19 protein-coding genes are annotated in these 18,737 nt (G+C 70.6%); 8 read left to right on the top strand and 11 right to left on the bottom strand.

All coding sequences use genetic code 11. From position 1 onward, the window contains the following. Positions 1–9: 9 nt before the first annotated feature. The 4 genes from BLV57_RS02975 (at position 10) to BLV57_RS02960 (ending at position 2,912) form a co-directional block, all read left to right on the top strand. A complete protein-coding gene (locus BLV57_RS02975) occupies positions 10–837 on the top strand; it encodes a DUF4397 domain-containing protein (RefSeq protein WP_091286247.1) in 828 nt (275 codons plus the stop codon). Continuing rightward, positions 824–1,405, top strand: a complete 582-nt coding sequence (locus BLV57_RS02970; RefSeq protein ID WP_091286245.1) for a class F sortase — start codon at positions 824–826, stop codon at positions 1,403–1,405. Before BLV57_RS02975 ends, BLV57_RS02970 begins: the two co-directional genes overlap by 14 nt. Before the next feature lie 81 nt (positions 1,406–1,486). Further along, entirely contained in the window at positions 1,487–2,302 is an 816-nt protein-coding gene (locus BLV57_RS02965; protein ID WP_091286243.1) for an alpha/beta fold hydrolase, read from the top strand. Positions 2,303–2,336: 34 nt separating this feature from the next. After that, complete coding sequence (locus BLV57_RS02960) at positions 2,337–2,912, top strand: TetR/AcrR family transcriptional regulator (RefSeq protein ID WP_091286241.1); 576 nt, start codon at positions 2,337–2,339, stop codon at positions 2,910–2,912. A gap of 246 nt (positions 2,913–3,158) precedes the next feature. Here the strand turns inward: BLV57_RS02960 and BLV57_RS02955 are convergent, their stop codons facing one another. From BLV57_RS02955 to BLV57_RS02930, 6 genes are read right to left on the bottom strand one after another with little or no spacing between them, the layout of a single operon-like run. Beyond that, on the bottom strand, positions 3,159–4,310 hold the full coding sequence (locus BLV57_RS02955) for an LLM class flavin-dependent oxidoreductase (RefSeq protein ID WP_091286238.1): 1,152 nt from the start codon (positions 4,308–4,310) through the stop codon (positions 3,159–3,161). Continuing rightward, positions 4,310–5,311: an ABC transporter substrate-binding protein gene (locus tag BLV57_RS02950; RefSeq protein ID WP_091286236.1), complete on the bottom strand. Its 1,002-nt coding sequence runs from the start codon at positions 5,309–5,311 to the stop codon at positions 4,310–4,312. Before BLV57_RS02950 ends, BLV57_RS02955 begins: the two co-directional genes overlap by 1 nt. Then, positions 5,298–5,981, bottom strand: a complete 684-nt coding sequence (locus BLV57_RS02945) for an ABC transporter ATP-binding protein (RefSeq protein ID WP_091286234.1) — start codon at positions 5,979–5,981, stop codon at positions 5,298–5,300. Before BLV57_RS02945 ends, BLV57_RS02950 begins: the two co-directional genes overlap by 14 nt. Beyond that, positions 5,966–6,778, bottom strand: a complete 813-nt coding sequence (locus BLV57_RS02940; RefSeq protein ID WP_091286231.1) for an ABC transporter permease — start codon at positions 6,776–6,778, stop codon at positions 5,966–5,968. Before BLV57_RS02940 ends, BLV57_RS02945 begins: the two co-directional genes overlap by 16 nt. A gap of 24 nt (positions 6,779–6,802) precedes the next feature. Next, on the bottom strand, positions 6,803–8,872 hold the full coding sequence (locus BLV57_RS02935) for an acetate--CoA ligase family protein (RefSeq protein WP_091286228.1): 2,070 nt from the start codon (positions 8,870–8,872) through the stop codon (positions 6,803–6,805). After that, positions 8,872–10,032, bottom strand: coding sequence for an acyl-CoA dehydrogenase family protein (locus BLV57_RS02930; protein ID WP_091286225.1), 1,161 nt, complete (start codon positions 10,030–10,032; stop codon positions 8,872–8,874). Before BLV57_RS02930 ends, BLV57_RS02935 begins: the two co-directional genes overlap by 1 nt. A gap of 93 nt (positions 10,033–10,125) precedes the next feature. Between BLV57_RS02930 and BLV57_RS02925 the strand changes: the two genes are divergently transcribed. Both BLV57_RS02925 and BLV57_RS02920 read left to right on the top strand, forming a co-directional pair. Continuing rightward, positions 10,126–10,881 (top strand): IclR family transcriptional regulator, encoded by a 756-nt coding sequence (locus BLV57_RS02925; protein WP_091286223.1) that lies wholly within the window; start codon positions 10,126–10,128, stop codon positions 10,879–10,881. Beyond that, a complete protein-coding gene (locus BLV57_RS02920; protein ID WP_091286221.1) occupies positions 10,878–11,624 on the top strand; it encodes an esterase/lipase family protein in 747 nt (248 codons plus the stop codon). Before BLV57_RS02925 ends, BLV57_RS02920 begins: the two co-directional genes overlap by 4 nt. On the opposite strand, the gene BLV57_RS02915 is transcribed toward BLV57_RS02920, so the two are convergent. The 4 genes from BLV57_RS02915 to BLV57_RS02900 all read right to left on the bottom strand — a co-directional run bounded on the left by BLV57_RS02915 (position 11,614) and on the right by BLV57_RS02900 (position 15,257). After that, positions 11,614–12,441: an ABC transporter permease gene (locus BLV57_RS02915; RefSeq protein ID WP_091286218.1), complete on the bottom strand. Its 828-nt coding sequence runs from the start codon at positions 12,439–12,441 to the stop codon at positions 11,614–11,616. The genes BLV57_RS02920 and BLV57_RS02915 overlap by 11 nt on opposite strands. Further along, complete coding sequence (locus BLV57_RS02910) at positions 12,438–13,349, bottom strand: ABC transporter ATP-binding protein (protein WP_091286215.1); 912 nt, start codon at positions 13,347–13,349, stop codon at positions 12,438–12,440. The genes BLV57_RS02915 and BLV57_RS02910 overlap by 4 nt, the downstream gene beginning before the upstream one ends. Further along, positions 13,346–14,461 carry a hypothetical protein gene (locus tag BLV57_RS02905; RefSeq protein WP_091286212.1) on the bottom strand — a complete coding sequence of 372 codons (1,116 nt, stop codon included), beginning with the start codon at positions 14,459–14,461 and terminating at the stop codon, positions 13,346–13,348. The genes BLV57_RS02910 and BLV57_RS02905 overlap by 4 nt, the downstream gene beginning before the upstream one ends. Positions 14,462–14,549: 88 nt before the next feature. Further along, on the bottom strand, positions 14,550–15,257 hold the full coding sequence (locus BLV57_RS02900; RefSeq protein ID WP_091286210.1) for an MBL fold metallo-hydrolase: 708 nt from the start codon (positions 15,255–15,257) through the stop codon (positions 14,550–14,552). Positions 15,258–15,593: 336 nt separating this feature from the next. Here BLV57_RS02900 and BLV57_RS02895 point away from each other — a divergent pair, with 336 nt between their 5' ends. Further along, entirely contained in the window at positions 15,594–17,612 is a 2,019-nt protein-coding gene (locus BLV57_RS02895) for a hypothetical protein (protein WP_143046962.1), read from the top strand. An 8-nt stretch (positions 17,613–17,620) separates the two neighbouring features. After that, the gene (locus BLV57_RS44210; protein WP_281244379.1) at positions 17,621–17,746 is read left to right on the top strand and encodes a hypothetical protein; all 126 of its coding nucleotides are present in this window, start codon (positions 17,621–17,623) and stop codon (positions 17,744–17,746) included. 222 nt (positions 17,747–17,968) lie between these two features. Here the strand turns inward: BLV57_RS44210 and BLV57_RS02890 are convergent, their stop codons facing one another. After that, complete coding sequence (locus BLV57_RS02890; RefSeq protein ID WP_091286206.1) at positions 17,969–18,685, bottom strand: AAA family ATPase; 717 nt, start codon at positions 18,683–18,685, stop codon at positions 17,969–17,971. Between the last annotated feature and the right edge of the window lie 52 nt (positions 18,686–18,737).

Genomic DNA, 18,737 nt, shown 5'->3' with positions numbered 1-18,737 from the left:
CAGTCCGAAATGGAGCGCTTCCGAAGACTGGCGGCGGTGCTGCTGCTCGCCGCGCTACCCCTCACCCCGTCCGTCGCCGAAGCGGCGACCGGGCCAGGCCCGTCGGTCGGCTGGATCAGGGTCGGCCACCTCTCCCCGAAGGTGCCGCCGGTCGACATCTACGTCGCCGCCTTCGGCCGCCAGGAAAAGGTGGTCATCCGCAAGGCGGGCTACGGCGCGGTGACGCCCTATTCTTCGCTCAACCCCGGCGCGTACACGCTGTCGATGCGCCCGGCGGACGCGGCCGCGTCGACGCCGCCCGCGCTCACCGCGACCGTGTCGATCAGCGCGCAGACCGCGTATTCGCTCTTCGTGTTCGCCAACGGCCCCGACGGGACGTTGAAGGGTGAGCTGATCACCGACGACCTCACCCAGCCGAAAGCGGGCTCCGGCCGCGTGCGGCTCGTGCAGGGTTCGGCCGCGATCGCGCCGGTGACGGTCAACGGCCCCAACGGAATGGTCGTCGCGAAGGACGCGGCCTACGGGCTGGCGACGCCGTACGCGGACGTCCCGCAAGGCCGGTGGCCGTTCCAGCTGACGGGCGGCGGCACGTCGGCGCAAGCCTCCGTCGACGTCCGTGCCGGCTCGGTCACGACCGTGCTGGTGACCGAGAATCCGGGCGGTGGCTTGAAAACCGAGTCGCTCGCCGACGGCGCGACGATGGCCGACCCGCCCAAGATGGGCATCGAGACCGGTGGCGGCGGAACCGCGCCAGGTGGCTACGGAGGCTGGCTCGCGCTGGCCTCGGGTGTCCTCTTAGGACTCGGCTGGCTCACCTGGCGCCGTGCGACGCGCTGAGTTCTTCCTGCTGTGCCTGGTGTTCGCCGCGGGCTGCGCCGCACCCGCTCCCCCTCAGGTCCAGCCCGCGGCGGCACCGGCTCCCGCGACCGTGGAGCCGGTGCCGCCGCGTGGTGACGTGCGCCCGGTCGGCCTGTCCATCCCGGCGATCGGCGTGGAGGAGTCGCAGCTCGTCCCGCTCGGCCTCGACCAGGCCGGGCAGCTGACCCCGCCGTCGGATTTCCGGCGCGTCGGCTGGTACACCGGCTCGCCGGTGCCGGGTGACCCGGGACCGGCCGTGCTCGCCGGGCACGTCGACTCGCGCTCCGGCCCGGCGGTCTTCTTCCGGCTGCGCGACCTGAAACCCGGCGACCAGGTGACCGTGCGCCGCTCGGACGGGCGGTCCGCCACGTTCCGCGTCGACACCGTGCAGCGCTACCCGAAGGACGCGTTCCCGACCGCGGCCGTGTACGGCCCGGCGCCGGGCAGCGCGCTGCGGCTGATCACCTGCGGCGGCGGCTTCGACGCGGCGAAACGGTCGTACCGCGACAACATCGTGGTCTACGCGTCGACGCACTGGGACGACTGAACGTGACCTGGGTCACTTCGCTTGCCCATTTCAAGACGACCGGTCATATTGAAATGACCGACCGCTTGAGAGGACGAGGACATGAGCGAGATCAAGACCCGGTTCCGCACCATCGACGGGATTTCCATTCGCTACACGGAAAGCGACGGTCCCCGCGACGTCGAAGCGCTGCTGCTGAGCCCCTGGCCGGAAAGCCTGTACGCCTTCGACGCGACCTGGGCGAAGCTGGCGGACCACGCCCACCTGATCGCCGTCGACCTGCCGGGCTTCGGGCATTCCGAACTGCGCGAAGACCTGCTCTCGCCGCGGGCGATGGGCGAGTTCATCGTCCGGATCGCCGACGAGTTCGGCCTGGTGAAGCCACACGTGGTCGGCCCGGACATCGGCACCAGCGCGGCGTTGTTCGCCGCGGCCGCCCACCCGGACCGCTTCCGCAGCGTGACCGTCGGCAGCGGCGGCGCGGTGATCCCGCTGCAGCTCGGCGGCGTGCTCGAGGAATGGGTGCTCGCCGAGGACCTGGCGCCGTACCGGGCCATGGGCCCCAAGGACGTCGTGACGGTGGCGATCAACAGCATCGAAGGTTACGACCTGCCCCAAGACGTGCGTGAGGACTATTTGGCGGCGTATTGGGGCGAGCGGTTCGCCGACCAGATGCCGTACGTCCGCGCCTACCCGGCCGAGCTGCCGGTGCTGGCCGGGCTGCTGCCGTCGATCACGACGCCGGTCCAGATCATCGCGGGCGCCAAGGACCCGGTCGTGCCGGTCGCGAACGCCGAGTACCTGCACGACAACCTGCCGGGCAGCAGGCTGACCGTGCTCGACGTCGGCCACTTCACCTGGGAAGAGGACGCGCCGGGCTACGCCGAAGCCGTCACGACCTGGTGGCGGGCGAACTAAGCTGGAGACGACCACTCATCTTGGAGGGATCCCCATGGCCAGGGCCAGCCTGCGCGAGCAGATCGTGGACGCCGCGTACGAGCAGTTCCATCAGCACGGCTACCACGGCTGCGGCGTCAAGCTGATCACCGACAGCGCGGGCGTGCCCAAGGGGTCGTTCTACAACCACTTCGAGAGCAAGGAAGCGCTGGCTCTCGTGGTGATGGAGCGCTACGGCGACACGCGGCGCGTTCCGGACCTGGTGAACCGGGACGCCGCCGAGCCGCTCGCGCGGCTGCGGGCGCACTTCGAGTTCCTGGCGAGCGACATCGAGAAGCACGGCTACCGGCGCGGGTGCGTGTTCGGGAACTTCGCGAACGAGGCGGCCGACCACAGCCCGGTGATCAGGGCTGGCCTGGTGGCGGCCTTCGACAGCTGGTCGGAGGCGGTCGTGTCGGCGATCCGGGAGGCGCAGGCGGACGGCTCGATCACGTCGACGCAGGACCCTGAGGTGCTGGGCCGGTTTCTGGTCAACGCCTGGGAAGGCGCGATCGTCGGCGAACGCGCGGCGAAGGACGGCTCGTCCTTCGCGGCGTTCTTCGCCGTCGCGTTCGACACGCTCCTGCGCTAAGCGGTCGTGAGTGTTGCGACCGGTTCTAACCGGCAAAAACACTCACGACCCCGACGGCCAGCAGGCCCCGGGACGAAGTCGGCCTTGGTCGCACGAAAGCGGCGTATGTAACGCCCCAAACCGCACACACCAAGGCCCCTGCGACAGCGGGATAAAGCGGGCTTTATCCCGCCCGCGCAGGCCAGTCACGCCCGGAGGTCGTGAGTGTTTTGGCCGGTTAGAACCGGCTGGAACACTCACGAGTCCTTACAGGGCGGAGATGGTGCGCTCCGGGTGGGTCGGCGTGCGCAGGGCGGGCACACCGTCGAGCAGGCCCCGGCGGGCGAGTTCCGGGCGGACGCCTTCGCCGAACCAGTACGCCTCCTCCAGGTGCGGATACCCGGACAGGACGAACTCGTCGACGCCGTGCGAGTGGTACTCCTCGATCAGGTCCGCGACCTCGGCGTGGCTGCCGACCAGCGCGGTCCCCGCGCCGCCGCGTACCAGGCCGATGCCCGCCCAGAGACCGGGGTGGATCTCCAGCCCGCGCACGCCCGCGTCCAATTTCCCCTGGTGCAGCGCGACCATGCGCTGCTGGCCCACCGACTCGCTCGCCGCCAGCTGACGCTGCGCCTGCTTCACCTGCTCGGGATTCAGGGCGTCGAGCAGCTTTTGCGCTTCGGCCCACGCCTCGGCCGACGTGTCCCGCGAGATCGTGTGCAGGCGGACGCCGAAGCGCACCGGCCGGTCGCCCGCCAGCGCGCGCACGCGGGCGATCTTCTCGGCGACCGCCGCGGGTGGCTCGCCCCAGGTCAGGTAGACGTCGGCGTGGCGGGCGGCGACCGGCAGCGCGGCCGAGGACGAGCCGCCGAAGTAGATCTCCGGCAACGGTTTCGGGACCGCCAGGGTGGTGGCGCCTTCGACGCGCAGGTGATCGCCGTGGAAGTCGAAGGGCTTGCCGGACCAGACGCCGCGCACGATCGAGAGGAACTCGTCGGTGCGGGCGTAGCGGAGGTCGTGGTCGTGCCAGTCGCCGAACCGGCGCTGCTCGATGTCGTCGCCGCCGGTGACGATGTTCAGCAGCAGCCTGCCGCCGGAGATGCGCTGATACGTGCCCGCCATCTGGGCGGCGAGCGTCGGCGAGATGATGCCCGGCCGGAAGGCGACCAGGAACTTCAGGGTCGAGGTCTCGCCGATGAGCGCGGCCGTGGTCAGCCAGGCGTCCTCGCACCAGGTGCCGGTCGGGGTGAGCACGCCGGTGAAGCCGAGGCGCTCGGCGGCCTGCGCGACCTGGGTCAGGTAGCCGATGTCCGGGTCGCGCTGGGCGGTCGGGCCCTGCGACTTGTTGGCGTGGAAGCGTTCCACGATCGTCCGGCCGTCACCGGAGGTGGGCAGGAACCAGTGCAGGGTGACGCCCATCAGTTGCTCCTCGCCGCGTCGAGGTCGGCCGCGTAGCGCCGGTCGACGAACTTCACGAAATCGACCTTGCCCGGCAGCACCTTGTCGTCGGTGAAGGCGTCCGCCAGCTTCTGTTCGGACTGGACCACCTCGTCGTCCAGCGGTGTCGGCAGGTCACGGCCCGCGTCGATCGACTTGCGGGCGACTTCGAGCTTCAGCCCGGTCTCCGCCGCCCAGGCCTGCGCCCACTCCGCGTGATGACTGTCGGCCCATTTCTGCGCCTTGACCACGCGGGTGAGGTAGTCGCCGATGGCCGCGTTCTTGCCGGGGTCGGCGAGTGCCGCGGTCGCCGCCGTCTGGAAGGCGTAGCCGTTGGACGCGCCGCGTCCGTCGGCGAGCACCTTGGCGCCGGTCTCCAGCTGGGCCTGCGCGGTGTACGGGTCCCAGATCGCCCAGGCGTCGACGCTGTGCTGAGTGAACGCGCTGTAGGCCTCGGACGGCTGCAGGAACGAGATCTTCACGTCCTTTGTGGACAATCCGGCGTTACGCAATGTGTTCAGCAGCTGGCCGTGCGCCGAGCTGCCCTTCGCCACCGCGATCGTCTTGCCGCGCAGCGAAGCGACGTCGGTCAGCGGCGAATCGGACGGCACCAGCAGCGCTTCGCGTTCGACGTTGCTCTTCGCGACGCTCACCACCGCGATCTTGGCCTTGGCCGCCGCGGCGAAGATCGGCGGCGTGTTGCCGACCCTGCCGAGGTCGATCGCGCCCGCCGAAGCGGCTTCGAGCAAGGGTGGCCCGGAGGTGAACGTCGCCCACTCGATCTTGTACGGCAGCCCGTCGAGCTGACCGGCGGCCGTGAGCATCGACTTCACGCCGCCCTTCTGGTCGCCGACCTTGAGCACGACCTTGGCCAGGTCCGCCGCGCTCACCGGCGCGGGCACCTCCGACGCCGGTTCGGCCTTGCCGCACGCCGTGAGCGCCAGCAGGCCTGTCGCCGCGACGACCAAACTACGCAAACGCACTGTCTGTCACTCCCAAGTCGGTCAGCACCTTGTCCCGGACATCGGCGTGCCCGGGGTATTCGGAAACGATGTGCCCGTCGGCGAGCACGAGCACGCGGTCGGCGAGCAGCAGCGCCTCGTCCACGTCATGGGTCACCAGCAGCACGCCGGGCCGGTGCCGCCGCCACAGATCGGCCACGAGCCGGTGCATGGCGATCCTGGTCAACGCGTCGAGCGCGCCGAACGGCTCGTCGAGCAGCAGCAGCTCGGGCTCCCGCACGAGTGCCCTGGCGAGCGAAAGCCGTTGTGCCTCACCGCCGGAGAGGGTGCGCGGCCAGTCGTCGGCGTGGTCTTCGAGCCGGACCTCCGCCAGCGCGCGCACCGCGAGGTCGCGGTCGGCGCCGTCCTGCCGGAGCCCGAGCACGACATTGCGCCACACCTTGCGCCAGGGCAGCAGCCTCGGCTGCTGGAACGCGACGGACACCGTGCCGTGCACGTCGTAGGAGCCTTCGACCTCGGTGTCGAGCCCGGCGAGCACCCGGAGCAGCGTCGACTTGCCCGAACCGCTGCGGCCGAGCAGCGCGACGAACTCCCCGCGCCCGATCGTGAGATCGAGCGAGCGCAACACCGTCCGCTCGCCGAACCGCTTGGTCAGCCCGCGTATCTCCGCGACGTTCACCTCGCCCGCCATCGCAGCGCCCTCCGTTCCAGCAGCCGGACCACGGCATCGGTCAGCAGGCCGAGCGCGGCGTAGACGATGAGCCCGACGACGATCACGTCGGTGCGCAGGAACTCCCGCGCGTTGTTGATCAGGAACCCGAGGCCGGCGTCGGCGTTGACCGTCTCCCCCACGATCAGCGCGAGCCAGGCCAGCCCGAGCGACTGGCGCAGCCCGACCAGCGCCTGCGGCAGCGCGCTCGGCAGGACCACGTGCCACAGCCGCTCCGCGCCGGTGAACCCGAGCGCGCGGGTGGCTTCGATCAGCTGGTCGTCGACGGCGCGGATGCCGGAGTGGACGTTGAGGTACAAGGGAAACGCGACACCCAGCGCGACGAGCGCGATCTTGGGCTCCTCGCCGATGCCGAACCACAGGATGAACAGCGGGATGAGTCCGAGGAACGGCAGGGTGCGCAGCATCTGCACCGGCGGGTCGACGAGCACCTCGCCCCACTTGAACAGCCCGGAGATCGTGCCGAGCAGCACACCGGCGGCCCCGCCGATCAGGAAGCCGAAGGCCACCCTGCTGATCGACACCGCGAAGGCGTCACCGAGCTCGCCGCTGCGCACGACCTCCGCGCCCGCCTGGAGCACGGTCCAGGGTGAGCTGAGCTTGTCCGGGGGCAGCACGCCGGTCGCGCTCGCCAGCTGCCACAACGCGATGAGCACGACCGGGCTGATCCACCGCCGCAGGTCCGGTAGCCGCCGCCGGACCCGCGCCGGAGCGGCCGTTTCCGGGCGCGCGAGCACCGCTGTGGGGGATATCGCCATGGCCGCAACATTCGAGCCGTGGCCTCAGGGTGTCAACGCGGTCCCGGTATCTGGACGGAGGCGGATGACCGCGTCGACGGCGAGTACCCCGCGCGCGAACACCAGGAGCGGATTGACGTCCAGTTCGGCCAGTGTGTCCTTTATGGACGTCGCGTAGGCGGCGATGGCCTCGACCGCGTCGAGGACGGCCGCCAGATCCGCCGGTGGTTTCGAGCGGAAGCCGGTGAGGAGCCGATACACGCGGAGTTTCTTCACAGCCGCGGAAATGTCCTCGCGACGCGCCGGCAACAAGAGTGTCACCGAGTCACCGATGAGTTCGACCAGTGTGCCGCCGCTGCCGATCGTCAGCGCGAGGCCGAACCTCGGGTCGGCGCGGACGCCGACGATCAGCTCGGCCAGCACGCCGGTCGCCATCTGCTCGACGAGCAGCCGCGAGGAGAGCCGCCGCAGGTACTTCGCACCGATCCGGACCGACTCGGCGTCGCGCAGGTCGAGCTTGACCGCGCCCGCCTCTGTCTTGTGCGCGAGTGTTTCCGAAACCGCCTTGAGCACCACGGGGAAACCGAGTTCGCACGCCGCGTCCGGGGCCTCGTCGGCGTCGACGACCACGCCGTGCGGGACCGGGACACCCACCTCGGCGAGTGCGCGTTTGCTCTCCCACTCGTCGAGCTGGCGCACCGGGCCGGAGGCTTCACTACCGGCAAATGGCGGCTCTTGTTCGCGCACTTGGCCGATCTCGCGCGCGGCGCGGATCGCGTCGAGGCATTCGGCCATGCCCTGCATCGGCGCGATGCGGGCTTCGAGCAGCTTCGCGCCGACCTCCTCGGGGATGCCTTCGGGGAGCATGCTCACCACCGACGCGGGGGCGCCGGTGGCCGCGCGGGCGGCGATGAAGGAGTCCACTGTGGAGTGCCAGTCTTCGCCGTGACAGCGGTCGAGCCTCGGGTAGTCGAGCACCAGCAGGTGCTGGTCGAACCCGGCCGACAGCAGGCCGCTGAAGCAGTCGAGCTGCCTTCCGGCGTCGCCCCAGATGTAGGTCTGGTAGTCGAGCGGGTTGGCGACGCCGACCTTCTCACCCAGTGCCACGGTGAGCTTTTCCCTTGCCGCGACGGGAAAGTCCGGCATTTCGAGACCTCGGGCCGACGCCAGGTCGGCCACCAGCGCGGCCTCGCCGCCCGAACAGCTGGCCGACGCGATCGTCCCGCCCGGCAGCGGGCCGTGGACGTGCAGGAACTTCAGGGTTTCCGCGAGCCCGGCGAGGTCGTGGACGCGCGCGATGCCGCAGCGTTCGAACAGCGCGGTGCACAGATCGTCCGAAGTGGACAACGCGCTGGTGTGGCTCAGGTTGGTCCTGGCCCCGAGCTCGGACGAGCCGGACTTCAAGGCCACGACCGGCACGCCACGGCGCAACGAGCGTGTCGCCGCGCGTGCGAGCGCCTGGACGTCGTCGATGGCTTCGAGATAGAGGCCGATCGCGGTGACCCGGTCGTCGTCGACCATCGCGTCGATCAGCTCGGGGATCCGGGTGCACGCGCTGTTCCCGACGGTCACCACGTGCGCGATCGGCAGCGACCGCCGCTGCATGGTGAGGCTGTGCGCGACGTTGCCGCTCTGGCTCAGTATCGCGACGCCGCGCTCGACGCGGTGCCCGCCGTGCTGGTCCGGCCACAGCGCGACGCCGTCGACGTAGTTGAGCAACCCGAAGCAGTTCGGCCCGATCACCGCGAGGTCACCGGCCGCTTCGACCAGTTCCGCCTGCAGCGCGCTGCCTCGCGCACCGGTCTCGGCGAATCCGGACGCGTGGCAGACCACGCCGCCCGCGTCCACTTGGGACAGTGTCGCTACGAAGTCCACAGTGGACCGGGCGCGGACGGAGACGAACGTCGCGTCGGGAGCCTCCGGCAGTGCCCAGACGTCCGGGAAGCACGGGACACCGGCGATCTCGTCACGCTCGGGATGCACCGGCCAGATCTCGCCGGCGAACCCGATCTGCTTCGACTGCCGGATCACCTCGACGGCGGCCGCTCCCCCGGCGACCGCGATGTGCCGGGGCGCGAGCAGCCGCCGGAGGTTGCGGCGCGTCACCCCGCCCATCAAGCACCTCTCGGGCGGAGCAGGGCACGGGAGATGATGTGGCGCTGGATCTCGCTGGTGCCGTCCCAGATCCGCTCGAGCCTGGCGTCGCGCCAGTACCGCTCGATCCTGGTCTCGGCCATCAGCCCGAGCCCGCCGAAGACCTGCACGGCCTGGTCGGTGATCCGGCCGAGCGCCTCGGACGCGAACAGCTTCGCCATGGCGACGTCGGAGTCACTCATGGTGCCCTGGTCGCATTTCCACGCGGCACGCAGTGTCAGCAGTTCCGCGGCATCAAGCTCGGTCGCGAGGTCCGCGAGCGGGAACCCGACGCCCTGGAACCGGCCGATCGGCTGGCCGAACTGCTCGCGCTGAGCCGCCCAGTCCAGCGCGAGGTCCAGCACCCGCCGTCCGCGGCCGACGCAGGTCGCGGCCACGCTGAGCCGGGTCGAGCCGAGCCAGGTGTTCATCAGCTCGAAGCCCTGGCCCTCGTCGCCGAGCCGCTTCCACGCGGGCACGCGCACGTTCTCGAAGAACAGCTCACACGTGTGGTAGCCGCGGTTGGACACGCACGCCGGGCCGCGCCGCACGGTCACGCCCGGCGAGTCGAGATCGACCAGGAACCCGGTGATCAGCGCCTTTTTGCCGTGCGAGGTCTGCTGGACGCCGGTGGCGGCGAACAGGATCACGTAGTCGGCGACGTCCGCGTGCGAGATGAAGTGCTTGCCACCGGTGATCACGTAGTCGTCGCCTTCGCGAACCGCGCGAGTGGTCATCGAGCGCACGTCCGAGCCCGAGCCGGGCTCGGTCATCGCGAGGCAGTCGATCCGCTCGCCGCGCACGGTCGGCAGCAGGTAGTCGTCGCGCTGCCTGCCCTCGCAGGCCAGCAGGATGTTGCTCGGCCGCGCGACCAGCGAGTGCAGCGCGTACGAGGCGCGCCCGAGCTCGCGCTCGGCCAGCGCGACCCCGACCGCGTCGAGCCCGCCGCCGCCGATCTCGGCGGGCATGTTCGGCGCGTAGAGCCCGGCTGCGAGCGCTTTCTCGGTGATCTGCTTCTGGAGATCGGCCGGCACCTCGTCCAGCCGCTCGACTTCGTCCTCATGGGGATACAGCTCTTTTTCCACGAAATCCCGGACGGTGCCGACGATCAAGCGCTGCTCGTCGGTCAGGTCGAACTGCATGGGCCTGTCCTCGCGTCTCATAATGTGCAACACTGCACCGAATAATGAAACGGTAACCGTGGCCGGATCGACGCGTCAAGAGAGGAAATCTCCATGGACGCCGACGCTCGTGTGCAGTCCCTCGACCGGGCTATTGCCCTGCTCAACGCGGTGGCGGACACTCCGCCCGGCGGCGAGTCGGCGGCCGCGCTCGGCGCCAGATGCGGGCTCAACCGGGCGACCGCGTGGCGGCTGCTGGCCACCCTCGAACATCACGGAGTACTCGAACGCGACCCCGAGACCGGCAACTTCGCGATCGGCTTCACCGTCGAGCGCTGGGCCTCCGAAGCCGGTGTCGAGGGACTCGTCCGCCGCGCGCACCCGATCGTCGAGCGGATCGCGGCCACCACGGGCGAGACGGCGAATTTGGCGCTGCCCCGGCGTTTTGGACTGACCTATGTGGACGAAGCGGTCCCGCATTCGGTGCTCAGCGCGCGCTGGCTCGGCTGGCAGGCACCATTACATGCGACGTCGACCGGCAAGGCGTACCTCGCCTGGCTGCCCGAAGACGAAGTGAGCACGTTGCTTTCGGGCGAGCTGAAGTCCTACACGGCCAAGACGATCGCCGACCGGCGAGAGCTGCGCGATGTGCTCATCCGCGTCCGCGAGCGCGGGTACTCGGTCAGTGTCGGCGAGATGGAAGACGACTTGTTCGGCGTCTCAGCCCCCGTGCTCGGGACCCGCGGACGGCCGCTCGGCGTGGTGAGCGTCTGGGGCGCGCTGAGCCGGGTCGGCGAAGCGGAACTGCCCGAATTCGGTGAGCTCGTGGCGGAGGCCGCGGGCCAGATCGCTGCCATCATGAACGGGTGAGCCCACGCAGGCGGTTGTTCTTCGGCATCCTCACCGTGGTGCTCGCGCTGCTCACCGCCTGGGTGACCGTGAGCGCGCTGCGGCCCGGCGCGCCGCAGACCGGCAGGCCGCCGCAGGAACGGCTCGGCCCGGTGCTGCTCGTGCCCGGGTACGGCGGCGGGCGCGACGCGCTCGAGGCGCTGGCCGACCGGATCCGCGACGAGACCGGCCGCGACACCCGCGTGCTCACCTTGGACGGCGACGGCACCGGCGACCTGCTCGCCCAGGTCAAGGTGCTCCGCGACGCGGCGGCCGACGCGCCGTCCGTCGACGTCATCGGCTACTCCGCGGGCGGGGTCGTGGCCAGGCTGTGGACTTCCCGCGACGGCGCGCATCAGGCGCGGCGGATCATCACGCTCGGCGCGCCGCTGCACGGCACCCGCGTCGCCGCGATCGGCGGCGCGATCGTGCCGGGCGGGTGCCCGACGGCGTGCCAGCAGCTCGCGCCCGGCAGCCCGGTGCTGGCCAGGCTGGACGCCGAGAAGCTGCCGTCCGGGCTCCCCTGGCTTTCGGTGTGGAGCCGCGACGACCGGACGGTCACGCCGCCGGAATCGGCCGAGTTGGACGGCGCGCTGAACCTCGCGGTCCAAGACGTCTGCCCGGGCGCCGTTGTCCAGCACGCCGAGCTGCCGACGCATCCCGTGGTGGTCAGGATGGTGCTGGACGCGCTCGGCACCGAGCCGCTGAGCGTGCCTAGCTGCTGATGTCCTTGGTGGCGAAATTCGCCCACGCCGCACCGAAGAAGACCACCAGGTAGCCCGCCTGCAGCCAGAGCCCGCTGGTGATGTCGCGCCAGAACAGCGGGTCTCGGAAGAAGTCGATCCACGCCAGCCAGTAGTGCGTCGGCAGATAAGGCTTGACGACCGCGGCCGCGTCGAGCGTCTCCAATACCGAGCTGGTGATCAGCACGGCGAGCGCGCCGAGCGCCGCGCCCAGTCCCGAGTCGGTGACCGTCGAGAAGAACAACGCGATGGCGCCGAAGCCGAGCATTGACGCGACGACATAACCAATCGCGCCGAGCAGCCGTGTCGCGAGATCACCGGTCGACAGCGCGGAGCCGGACAGCGAGGTCACGGCGCCCGGCTGGCCCACCGCCTCCGCACCGCTGCCGAACAACGCGGTCCCCAGCAGATACGAGGTGAGCACGACGAGGATCACGGCGATCAGCGTGAACACGGCGAGCGCGCACATTTTGGCCGCCAGCAACCGGGTCCTGCCGACCGGGCGCGCCAGCAGATACCGCAGCGTGCCGCCCGCCGCTTCGCCCGCGATGGCGTCGCCCGCGAGCACCGCGACCGAGATCGGCAGGAAAACGGGCAGCACCAAGGCCAGCGCGGCGGCCGGATACAGCGCTCCGTTGCTCATCACCGCCGACAGGAACGCGCCGCCTTGCCCCGGCGGCGGCGCGAAGTCCGCCGTGGCGAGGAAAACCGCGACCAGTGCGGGCAGCGCGCACAGCAGGACCACGCTGACCCACACGCGCGGGCGCAGCGCGAGCTTGCGCAGTTCGACGGCGATCACGGCTTGCTCCCGTCGAACCGGTCGGCGCCGGAGCTGGTCGCGTCGAGCACGACCTGTTCCAGCGAACGGAATTCCGGCTCGATCGCGGCGACCCGCACGCCGGATTCGACCAGCCAGGTGTTGAGCCGCGCCGGGTCCGGGTGCCGGATGAGCAGCCGGTCGCCGTCGCGCCGCTCCAGCTGGCCGTCGAGCAGCAGCACGGCCGCGGACGCGTCCGGCGTCTGCACGATGACCCGGCCGGTCGGCGAGCGCATCGCGCCGAGTTCGTCCTGCAGCACCAGTTTCCCCCGGTCGACCACGCCGACGTGCGTGCACAGCTGCTCGACCTCGAACAGCAGATGACTGGACAGGAACACGGTCGTGCCCTCGCGGTTGAGCCCGATCAGCAGCTCGCGGATCTCTTTGATGCCTTGGGGATCGAGCCCGTTCGTCGGCTCGTCGAGTATCAGCAGGCGTGGTTTGCGCAGCAGCGCGGCGGCCAGCCCGAGCCGCTGCCGCATGCCGAGCGAGTACGCCTTCACCGGGCGCCGGTCGATCCCGGCGAGCCCGACCTGTTCGAGCGCTTCCTCGACCCGTGCGCGCCGCGTGCGCCTGCCGCCGCGACCACTCGCGTCGAGCAGTTCGAGATTGCGCGGCCCGGAAAGGTGGTTATACGCGGCCGGGCCTTCGACGAGCGCGCCGACCTCGGGCAGCGCGTCGGACAGGTGCCGGGGCACCGTGCGCCCGAGGATCTCGATCTCGCCGCTGGTCGCGTAGACCAGGCCGAGCAGCATCCGGACGAGCGTGGTCTTGCCGGAGCCGTTCGGCCCGAGGAAGCCGTAACGCTCCCCCTCGGCGACCGAGAGGTTCACCGAGTCGACGGCGGTGAGCCCGCCGAAGCGCTTGGTCAGCGCGTGGGTGACGATCATCGGGGCAGCCCGCTCAGCTCGGTCGCGGCCAGGTGCAGCAGGCCGGGCGTGACCGTGCCCGCCAGCAGGAACCAGCGCCGCGTCTTGGTCGAGCGCACGATGAGCAGCGACGCGGGCGAGATCTGCAACGCCTGCCCGTTACCGGTGTTCAGCTGCACCGGGGCCGACCCCGCCCTGGCCGCCGCGTCCGAGATGGCGGCGCCGAGATCTCGTGGCACGGCGACGACCACGAAGGCGGCCAGTCCCGAGCCGTAGACGCCGGCGCCCTGCGAGTTCTCGGCGCCGGTGCGCAGTTCGCGCCCGGCGATCTTGCCCGGTAGCTGCACCTGCGCGAGCGCGCCGAGGTCGTACGCGATGTCGGGCGCGTTCGTGACGCTGTAGCCGCTGCCTGGCAGTCTCGCCGGGAAGTCGAGCAGTGGCCGGGTCTGCCGGAGTTCGGCGAACGCGGTGGTGAGCACCGGGCTGTTCTGGCCGCGCGCGGTCACTTCGACGGCCAGCGGCAGGCCGGTGATCTGGTCCGCCCAGACGTCGATCTGGCCGAGTGTGGTGGCCGGGTCGGCCGGGATCAGGCGCAGGCCGGGCGCGGCGATCCCGGCGATCCGGCGGCTGGGCAACGGTGTCACCGGATCTTGCGGGACGGCGCCGAGCAGGCGGCGGGCCAGCTCCGGTGGGAGGAGGTCGCCCGCCCTGGGCGTGCGGATCGGTGGTTCGCCGACCAGCTGGGTGAGCAGGTTCGTCTCGTAATCCCAGCTGTAGGCGTTGCCGATCGTGCGGTAGATGTCCTGCTCACCCGCGGCGGTGAGCACCGAAACGCGGGACTCCTCCGGCGACGCGTACCAGACACGCAGTCTGGTCTTGCCGTTAAGAAGCGAGGTGAGGTTTCCCGAGTTAGGAAGCTCTGGCAGTGCCATGGAGCCGACGCTCTCGGCATAGCCTTGATAAGGCTGGGGAGCCGAGCGCAGGATCAGCGTGCGCAGGCGTCCCGCGTCCGCCTGTGCGCTCGACGGCGCGACCGCCTTGACGGCGGCGGGCACCGCTATGAGCGTCACGGCGACCGCCGCGACCAGCGCCCAGCGGCGCCGCTTTTCCCTTCGCACGACTGACAAGAGCACAGCCTTTCTAAGGTCTGCACTCTTTCTACGCTGTGAAAGGCCGGCCGGACACCGGCCAGAACGGGGTGATCCGGCCGGTGCCGGTGTGCTAGCCGAACATCCGCCGCCACTCGTCGAGGTTCCGCGGCTGGAACACGAAGTTCGTGTCGCGCACGTGCGACAGGTTCGCCGAGGGGTCGGCCGAGTACTGATGACCTGGGTAGACGACCGGATCGCCCGGCAGCTTGGCCAGCTCCTGCAGGCTCGCGTAGATCGCCTCGGAGTCGCCGCCGGGGAAGTCGGTGCGGCCACAGCCTTCGAGGAACAGCGTGTCCCCGGAGACGAGCTTGCCGTCGACCAGGAAGCACTGGCTGCCCGGCGTGTGGCCGGGGGTGTGCAGCAGGCGGATCGGCACGGCGCCGACCTCGACCACGTCGTCGTGGTCGTGCCCGCGCAGATCGGAGTCCGAGACACCGGTGGTGCGGCGGACCCATTCGGCCTCGGCGTTGTTGACGTGCACCGGGACGGGCTGCAGCGCGAGCAGTTCGGCGAGGCCGGGCAGGGTGAAGCCCATCATCGTGCCGCCGACGTGGTCGGGGTGGTGATGGGTGGCGAGCACGCCGGTGAGCCGCATGTCATCCTCGGCGAGCACGTTCAGCAGGTCACCGACGGCGTACGCGGGGTCGACGATCACCGCTTCCCTGGTCTCGGTGTCGCCGATGAGATAGGCGAAGTTGACCATCTGGGTGGCCACCGGGTCACCTACCGCGAAGTCGCGGCCTGCGAGAAGCTGTCGGAAGTAGAGGCGATCGCTCATGGCCCCAGCCTAGGGCTCGTGAGTGGCGTAGCCGGTGAGAACCCTGGGCCGGGCGGTGAGCGCGTGACCTGGACAGTCAAGCCAGGTGAGGGATGGCCGTGCGAAACCCGAGTTCGGGCCATTGGGTGGCCCAAACCCGGGTTTCGCGAAGATCAACTTGCGAAAGTGGCGTTTGCGCGACTCAAGGTTCTCACCAGGCACCGACGCCATTACCTTGGGATTTCCACCCGATAACCGCCCGCAACGCTCACGAGTCCTGTACTCAGAGGACTAGGCCGACTGGACGAACGCGCCGACCGCTACGGTGTCCACTAAAGAGTGAACGAGAGTGAGCTGATGTCTTCGGCCCTGTTCATCGAGCCGTGCGGCGCGAACAGCATCATCAGGGTACCCGGTGATCGGGACGCCCGGGAGCATGCCCTGTTCACGGCCGTCCCCTCGGTGCCGGGTGAAGCCGTCGTGACCGCCACCGTCGGCGCCTTGATGAACCGGGACCTGCCTCAGGTCGTGGCGCAGGCCGCCAAGCGAGACCTTTCGGTGAAGCGGGTGTGGCTCGCGCTCTCAGGACTCGGAAGGCCTATCAAGACCGGCAGCCCGTTCCCGCAGCGGCTCGCCGAGAGCCTCGGCGTGGAAGTGCTCGCCCCGGACGGCGCGTTGTCGCTCGCGCCCGGCGGCCTCCTGTTCGTCGGTGGCGGGGTATGGCGATGTTTCCGCCCGTCGGACACGAGCCGTCCGTGGGGCACCCGGTTCCCGCAGCCCGAGTGGGAGGCGCTGCTGCCGCAGGACCCGGTCACGGTCGCGGGCCTGACGGTCGAGCCGATCCCGGCCGGGCTCCTCGTCCGGCCCGACGGCGCTTCGCCGACGTCCCCGGTCGACCCGGCGTACGCGGTCGCCGTCGATCCGGCGCGGCCCCGGCTCGTGCTCGGCAGGCCCGGCGAGGCCGGCTACTCCCCCGCGCAGGCCGCCGCGCTTCTCACGCGCCTGCGCACCTCGTTCGAACTCGTCCCCCACACCCCGCGCGTGGCGACCACCGACTGGCTCGCCGAGCTGGCAGCCAGGCTCGGCCAGGACGTCCGCGCGGCCACCGGCATGCCGCTCTACGCGCTCGACGGCTCCGTGCAGGTCATCGCGCACAACATCGAGGGCGGCCAGCTGCTCCGGCACGCCGCGACGGTCCGGATCCACCAGCCGGACGGCCGCATCCGCGTGCTCGCCTACACACCGCCGCCCGCGGGCTGGGTGGTCGCGAAAGACCGCGTCTTCCGGCTCCCGAGGGCCGCCGAGCTGACGCCGGGTGACCCGGTCGTCGAGGTGATCCCGGCCGGGCTGGCCGTGATCCCGTCGGCCATCGCGACCGGCAGGCACGCGGCGTCACTCCTGGCCGCCGAGCCGCACCGGTTCATCGTGACGGTCGGCCTGCCCGGCGCGGGCCTGCCGGGCTGGACGCCCGAGATCCTCTCGGCGCTGCTGGCCGGGTTGCCGCCGGACGCCTTGGCCCGCTTGCGCATTCTCGTGCTGGCGCGGGTCACCGAGTCCGATCGGGAGATGCTCGCCGAAGCGGCGGGCGGCCACGCGCGGGCACTCGAGTTCTCGCAGGTGCCCGCCGGTTCGCAGGACGGCACCGCCGCGCCGGTGGCGGTCGAGCCGGTCACCATGCCCCACGCGCGCCACCGCAGCACGAAGATCGAGCAGACCGAGTTCCAGCGGCTGGCCTCCTTCGAGCCCGACCCGGCGGTCCCGGCCGCCGAGCGCGCCGACCTCGCGGCCGTCCGCTGCTACCTCGGCGGCGGCCCGCTCGGCGCGGTCGCGATCAACGCCAAGCTCGCCGCGGGCACGCCCGTGCCGACCGCCTACCTGGCCTGCCTGAACTCGGGGCTGCGCAGGCTGCCGGTGCACCGCGGCGTCGTCTACCGCCCGATCCGCTTGTCCGGCAAGGAGAATCTGGCCTTCGGCGAGGGCGAGGTGCTCACCGAGCCCGGGTTCCTGACGACGTCGGCCACCACCGGCATCGCGGTCCCCGGCTCCGACGTCGACCTGCTCATCTGGTCCCGCAACGGGCGCCGCACCGACGAGCTCGGCGTGGCCGGGTTGTCCGAAGAGATCGTCTTCAGCGCCAAGACACGCTTCAAGGTGCTGGCGCTCGACTTCGAGTCCCCGCCCGCGGTGCTCCTGCGCGAGCTGCATCCGGACGAGATCCCGTATTCGCGGATCCTGGACACCACGGACGTGGCGGTCCTCTCGAAGCTCAGAAGGGCACTGGACCGGCGAAGAGCCAGCGCGCGCGTCGCCGTCACCGACGAGGACCAGCAGGCCAGGCTCGCCGAACCACCGCAGACCATGTCCCCGACTTCGTGAGGCCCCCGATGCCCGAAGACGAAACCCCGCCCCCGCCGCCGGCGCCCTGGTCGATCCCGATCCAGCTCGCCGTGCCGCTGCCTGACGTCTTCGCGGCGCAGCGGGCGGGCGCCGAGCCCGCCGACAACGGCTGACCGCTAGGGCTGTGCGGCCTGCGGCGGGTGCCGCAGGGGTCGGCTGAACGTTGTGAACGGGGCGTTCACAACGCTGAGCGACGCAAACGCCCCGCTCATTACGTCGGGCTCGCGCGAGGGCCTGCTTGAAGGGGGTCGTGAGCGTTGCGGGCGGTTAGAACCGCCCGCAACGCTCACGACCTCCGCCGACCAGCGAGAGTCCGCGGGCACCGAGCCCGCCGGCTAGAACATGCGGCTCGGGTTGCGCAGGAACGTCTGCCACAGCCGGACGGTGTCCAGGTCCTCCCACTCTTGCTCCTCGATCCCGTACTCGGTCAGCTCGAGGATCTGCGCCCCCGGCAAGGCAGCGACCAGCGGCGAGTGAGTCGAATAGATGACCTGAGCGGTCTGCGTGGTCACGAGTTCCCGCAAGCAGTTCAGCAGCGCGAGGGTCGAGTGGAACGACAGCGGCCCCTCGGCTTCGTCGAGCAGGAACAGGCCGGGGCCGTTGAACCGCCCGGTGATCGCCCCCAGATAAGACTCACCATGGCTGACCTCCTCGGTCCGGCGGTCGCCGTAACCCGACACGCCGAACTCGGTCATGTAGGACAACATCCCGTGCGCCGTCTCGGCGCGCAGGAAGAACCCGGTGGCCTTCCGCCCGGTGAAGCCGCCCGCGCCGCGACGCAGCCGCAATGACTCGCCGAGCGGGCTCTTGCTCAGCGGGCTGGAGTACTGCCTGCCGCCGTGGCCGCCGCGCACGTCCAGCCCGTACGCCTCGGCGATGCCCTCCAGGAGTGTCGACTTGCCGCTGCCGTTGCCGCCGACGAGCACGACGAGGTCGCTGGTGAAGGTCAGGCCGTGCTCGGCCACGTGGCGGATCGCCGGGACCGAGAGCGGCCAGGCCGATTCGTCCTGGTCGGCGAGCGGCGGGGTCACCTCGAGGCGTTCGATGATCATGGCCCGAACCTAGAACCGGAGTTGTGAAGCCCACGTCGATCGACACCCGTTC

Source organism: Amycolatopsis xylanica (assembly GCF_900107045.1).
Classification (GTDB): Bacteria; Actinomycetota; Actinomycetes; order Mycobacteriales; family Pseudonocardiaceae; genus Amycolatopsis; species Amycolatopsis xylanica.
Note: the sequence above shows the minus strand (reverse complement) of the source record. Positions and strands in the feature narration are given on the sequence as shown.

Bases quoted from the DNA above. Each gene is read 5' to 3' on its own strand.
- BLV57_RS02975 (WP_091286247.1), top strand. From the start codon at position 10: ATGGAGCGCTTCCGAAGACTGGCGGCGGTGCTGCTGCTCGCCGCGCTA.
- BLV57_RS02940 (WP_091286231.1), bottom strand. From the start codon at position 6,778: ATGGCGATATCCCCCACAGCGGTGCTCGCGCGCCCGGAAACGGCCGCT.
- BLV57_RS02925 (WP_091286223.1), top strand. From the start codon at position 10,126: ATGGACGCCGACGCTCGTGTGCAGTCCCTCGACCGGGCTATTGCCCTG.
- BLV57_RS02945 (WP_091286234.1), bottom strand. From the start codon at position 5,981: ATGGCGGGCGAGGTGAACGTCGCGGAGATACGCGGGCTGACCAAGCGG.
- BLV57_RS02955 (WP_091286238.1), bottom strand. From the start codon at position 4,310: ATGGGCGTCACCCTGCACTGGTTCCTGCCCACCTCCGGTGACGGCCGG.
- BLV57_RS02910 (WP_091286215.1), bottom strand. From the start codon at position 13,349: ATGATCGTCACCCACGCGCTGACCAAGCGCTTCGGCGGGCTCACCGCC.
- BLV57_RS02890 (WP_091286206.1), bottom strand. From the start codon at position 18,685: ATGATCATCGAACGCCTCGAGGTGACCCCGCCGCTCGCCGACCAGGAC.
- BLV57_RS02930 (WP_091286225.1), bottom strand. From the start codon at position 10,032: ATGCAGTTCGACCTGACCGACGAGCAGCGCTTGATCGTCGGCACCGTC.
- BLV57_RS02935 (WP_091286228.1), bottom strand. From the start codon at position 8,872: ATGGGCGGGGTGACGCGCCGCAACCTCCGGCGGCTGCTCGCGCCCCGG.
- BLV57_RS02960 (WP_091286241.1), top strand. From the start codon at position 2,337: ATGGCCAGGGCCAGCCTGCGCGAGCAGATCGTGGACGCCGCGTACGAG.
- BLV57_RS02965 (WP_091286243.1), top strand. From the start codon at position 1,487: ATGAGCGAGATCAAGACCCGGTTCCGCACCATCGACGGGATTTCCATT.
- BLV57_RS02895 (WP_143046962.1), top strand. From the start codon at position 15,594: ATGTCTTCGGCCCTGTTCATCGAGCCGTGCGGCGCGAACAGCATCATC.
- BLV57_RS02900 (WP_091286210.1), bottom strand. From the start codon at position 15,257: ATGAGCGATCGCCTCTACTTCCGACAGCTTCTCGCAGGCCGCGACTTC.
- BLV57_RS44210 (WP_281244379.1), top strand. From the start codon at position 17,621: ATGCCCGAAGACGAAACCCCGCCCCCGCCGCCGGCGCCCTGGTCGATC.